Source organism: Agarivorans sp. (genome assembly GCF_050295395.1).
GTDB lineage: Bacteria > Pseudomonadota > Gammaproteobacteria > Enterobacterales > Celerinatantimonadaceae > Agarivorans.
Window position 1 is genome coordinate 1 of sequence record NZ_JBNKPP010000146.1, and the last position, 3,208, is coordinate 3,208.

Consider the following 3,208-nt stretch of genomic DNA (forward strand, 5'->3'; position numbering starts at 1 on the left):
GCAAATTCACCATCGGTATAAAACCAACGCCCTGCGACTTTTTTAAAGTTAGAGCGCTCGTGCAAAATTTGCAGTTGTTGGTTCTCTCGGTAGTAGGCTTTAAACTCAACCATGCCATCTTGGCCAGTTGCAAAGTCACTACTGAACACAATCATTAATTTTTCCCATTGACCTAGATCTTCTGGTGGAGAAAGTGCCGCTGACTCATCTCCTTGTCGATAATCTGGGTGATGGCTTTGCCAAAGATAGCGAGCGTTACCCAGCGCAAAAGCACTGTAGCGTGAACGCATTAATTGCTCGCAGCTAACCGGTATTGATGTACCGTCTATGTAAGGCTGACAGCAATGGGTAAATTCTACACCGCTGCCACAGGGGCAAAGCAACACGGGGATCCCTCAAATTCGATAAAGGCGAAGTGTAGCAAGAAGCAGCAAATAAGGCAGCTGTAAATTGCGCAGTTGCCTTAGATGAGTCTATCTGTGAGGTCTTTTTTTTAGTGTTTAACCAAAAGTGTGGCTAGTTGCGGGTCTATTCGTTGGCCTGCGGCTTGTTGTAATTGCTGAACAAAGTCTGACTGAGCAGCATGTTCAGCATAAAACACTGCGAGTGCAACAATGCGTGCATAGAGATGAATTGCTTCTCCCGCTAAACCCAAAGGTCGACCGCTACCGTCCCAGTTTTCTTGATATTGATAAGTAACGATTAGGGCATTGTTGATTTGTTGCTGAACCTCATCCGATTTCAGGTGCTCGGGAAGCGCATAGTGTTCGGCAATGCACTTCCAGCGCTCACCATTTAATAAGCTGCAGTTGAGTATAGCCTCGGGCAAGCCCAATTGGTTTAAGTCGTAGAACATCGCCATGTGGCTAAGTTGTTCTGCCTCTTGCTGACTCAAGCCTGCTTGAATAGCCAGTTGTTTAGTTTGCCCTTGCACTAGACGCAAATGCTCATTGCTAGTTGGCGGCTGTTGTATGGCCTGATAAACCATGTCCAGTAGTTGCAACTGACCATAGGCCAGTTGGCGCCGTAACAGGCGGTTTTCCAAGCGTATTGCTGTGGCTTGAATATACAGTTCTAGTGGCTCAAATTGAGGCGCCTGGTTTTCTTGCCATCCTTCAATATAAAACATCAGTGGATGCACTTGGCCGTTGGCCAAATAGAACACACTTTTTCCTTGCTGGTGTACATGGCAGCGTTGTTCTTTGGCGTGTTGCAGCATCTCTTGTATTGGCTGGGGAAAATCCTGCAGCTGGTGGCAATCTTGTAGGTCGACCAGCGCTCCTTGGCTATACATTACCTGCAACTTGCTGTGGGACAAGGTTAGCGCAAAACCACTTAAGCTTTGATGGGGAAACTGTTTAGCCAGTTGCTTATTTAGCTCTTGGTAAACACTGCTCGCTAAGTTTTGTTCATCATTACAATTAGCCACTAGGCTAGATGAGTTTATTGCCGCTCGGAGATTATTCTGTTGTAAGTGTAATTCGCTGATTTCTTGATAGGCGCGCAAAGAAGCACACATTAAGGTATCGAGATTAACATCGCTTAATTCGGTTTTGTTTTTGTAGTCGCTTACATCATAGCGTCGAATCACCTCTCTGATCGGCGCTAGGCCGGGTTGCCCAGTACGTAAAATCAGGCGAATGTCATGATTATTAAGGCGTTCGCGAATGTCGTCAATCAATCTTAGCCCGGCGTCATCGCTTTCCATCACTACATCAACCAAGGCGATAGCCACGTCGGCATGTTGACGAAGTAATTCAAATGCTTCTGCTGCGTTATAGGCATCAATGAAGCTGAGCTTACGCTGCTGATAGGAAAAATTATTCAGGACCAATTTGGTGACGGTGTGCATTTCGCTATCGTCATCGACGATTAATACTTTCCAAGGTTCGGGTTCGCTGGGAAGGTATTCTGTATCATCGTCATCATCAAATAAAAATAGTTCAGAACTTTCGCTCATAACAAGCTCCTAACAATTGGGCGGTTCGCTAAAATCAGTATAGGTAAATACTGGTTGCCTTTCTGATATTTTTCTTAAAAGCGGCCAACAAACAGGTTAAGCTTAGCGCATTGCTAAAATACTGCTAGGAAATTGATTTGCAAAACAAATTTGTTATTGAGCCGCTGGATGAAGGTTTGGCTGATGCCTTGATGGAAAAAATTAATCTAAAAACTAAGCCTCCCGGCTCATTAGGGATGCTGGAGACTTTGGCCTGTCAGCTGGGGCAAATACAACAAACGTTAAGTCCACAGATTTGCCAACCTAAGATGATCGTATTTGCCTCCGACCATGGCATAGCCTTGGAAGGCGTTAGTGCCTTTCCACAAGAGGTAACCGCGCAAATGGTACAAAACTACTTGGCTGGTGGTGCTGCGGTGAATGTATTTTGTCGCCAACATGCTATTGCGCTTGAAATTGTGGATCTTGGGGTTAAACACTTGCCAGCGGCTGAAGGCTTGGTGAGTTGCAAGGTTGCCGAATCCACTCAAAGCTTTTTGCAGGCCGATGCGATGACGCCTGCTCAGTGTCAGCAGGCGATGTCGGTAGGCGCCGATCAGGTAAGCTTGGCGGCCAAACAGGGCTCCAATGTGGTCGCCTTTGGTGAAATGGGTATTGCCAATACTGCTAGTGCTGCTGCCGTAATGGCTGGGTGTTTGAATATTGATGTGGCAGAGTGTGTTGGTCGTGGTACCGGCTTAGATGATAAGGGCCTGCAACATAAAACTGCCGTTTTGCAACAGGCTATGGCTTATCATCAAGGTGAGCATACTCCAGAGCAGTGGCTGGCCAAGGTTGGTGGTTTTGAGTTAGCGGCTATGGTTGGCGCAATGTTGCAAGCGGCGCAACAACGGATGGTTATTCTGGTGGACGGTTTTATTTGTTCTGCTGCGGCCTTGGTTGCCAGCCAGATTGCGCCGTTGGTGACCCAATACATGGTGTTTTGCCATCAAAGTGCCGAACAAGCTCATCAACGTTTATTAGATGCGCTAGGTGCTAATCCGCTGTTGGGCCTAGCGCTACGTTTAGGAGAAGGCAGTGGCGCGGCTTTGGCTTTTCCGTTAGTTCAATCGGCATGCTTGTTTTTAAATGAGATGGCTTCTTTTGCCTCTGCTGGAGTCAGTCGTGAACATGACTAAACAGCTTAGGCATCAGCTTAATTTGTTGTTTAATGCCTTTAGTTTTTTTAGTCGAATCCCGGTGCCAACG

The 3,208-nt window shown here is 46.6% G+C and carries 3 protein-coding genes; 1 reads left to right on the forward strand and 2 read right to left on the reverse strand.

The features are described 5' to 3' along the window. Nucleotides 1-386 (reverse strand): YchJ family protein (locus tag ACQY6Q_RS08465; protein ID WP_427980167.1); only part of this gene is annotated, 386 nt, incomplete at its 3' end. A 107-nt stretch (nt 387-493) separates the two neighbouring features. Continuing rightward, the gene (locus tag ACQY6Q_RS08470; RefSeq protein WP_427980169.1) at nt 494-1,960 is read right to left on the reverse strand and encodes a DUF3369 domain-containing protein; all 1,467 of its coding nucleotides are present in this window, start codon (nt 1,958-1,960) and stop codon (nt 494-496) included. 137 nt (nt 1,961-2,097) lie between these two features. Between ACQY6Q_RS08470 and cobT the strand changes: the two genes are divergently transcribed. Continuing rightward, nucleotides 2,098-3,138: a nicotinate-nucleotide--dimethylbenzimidazole phosphoribosyltransferase gene (gene cobT, locus ACQY6Q_RS08475; protein WP_427980171.1), complete on the forward strand. Its 1,041-nt coding sequence runs from the start codon at nt 2,098-2,100 to the stop codon at nt 3,136-3,138. Nucleotides 3,139-3,208: the final 70 nt, after the last annotated feature.

What these genes read in the sequence shown, in the direction of transcription:
- ACQY6Q_RS08470 (WP_427980169.1), bottom strand. Translation starts at nt 1,960, where the DNA reads ATGAGCGAAAGTTCTGAACTATTTTTATTTGATGATGACGATGATACA.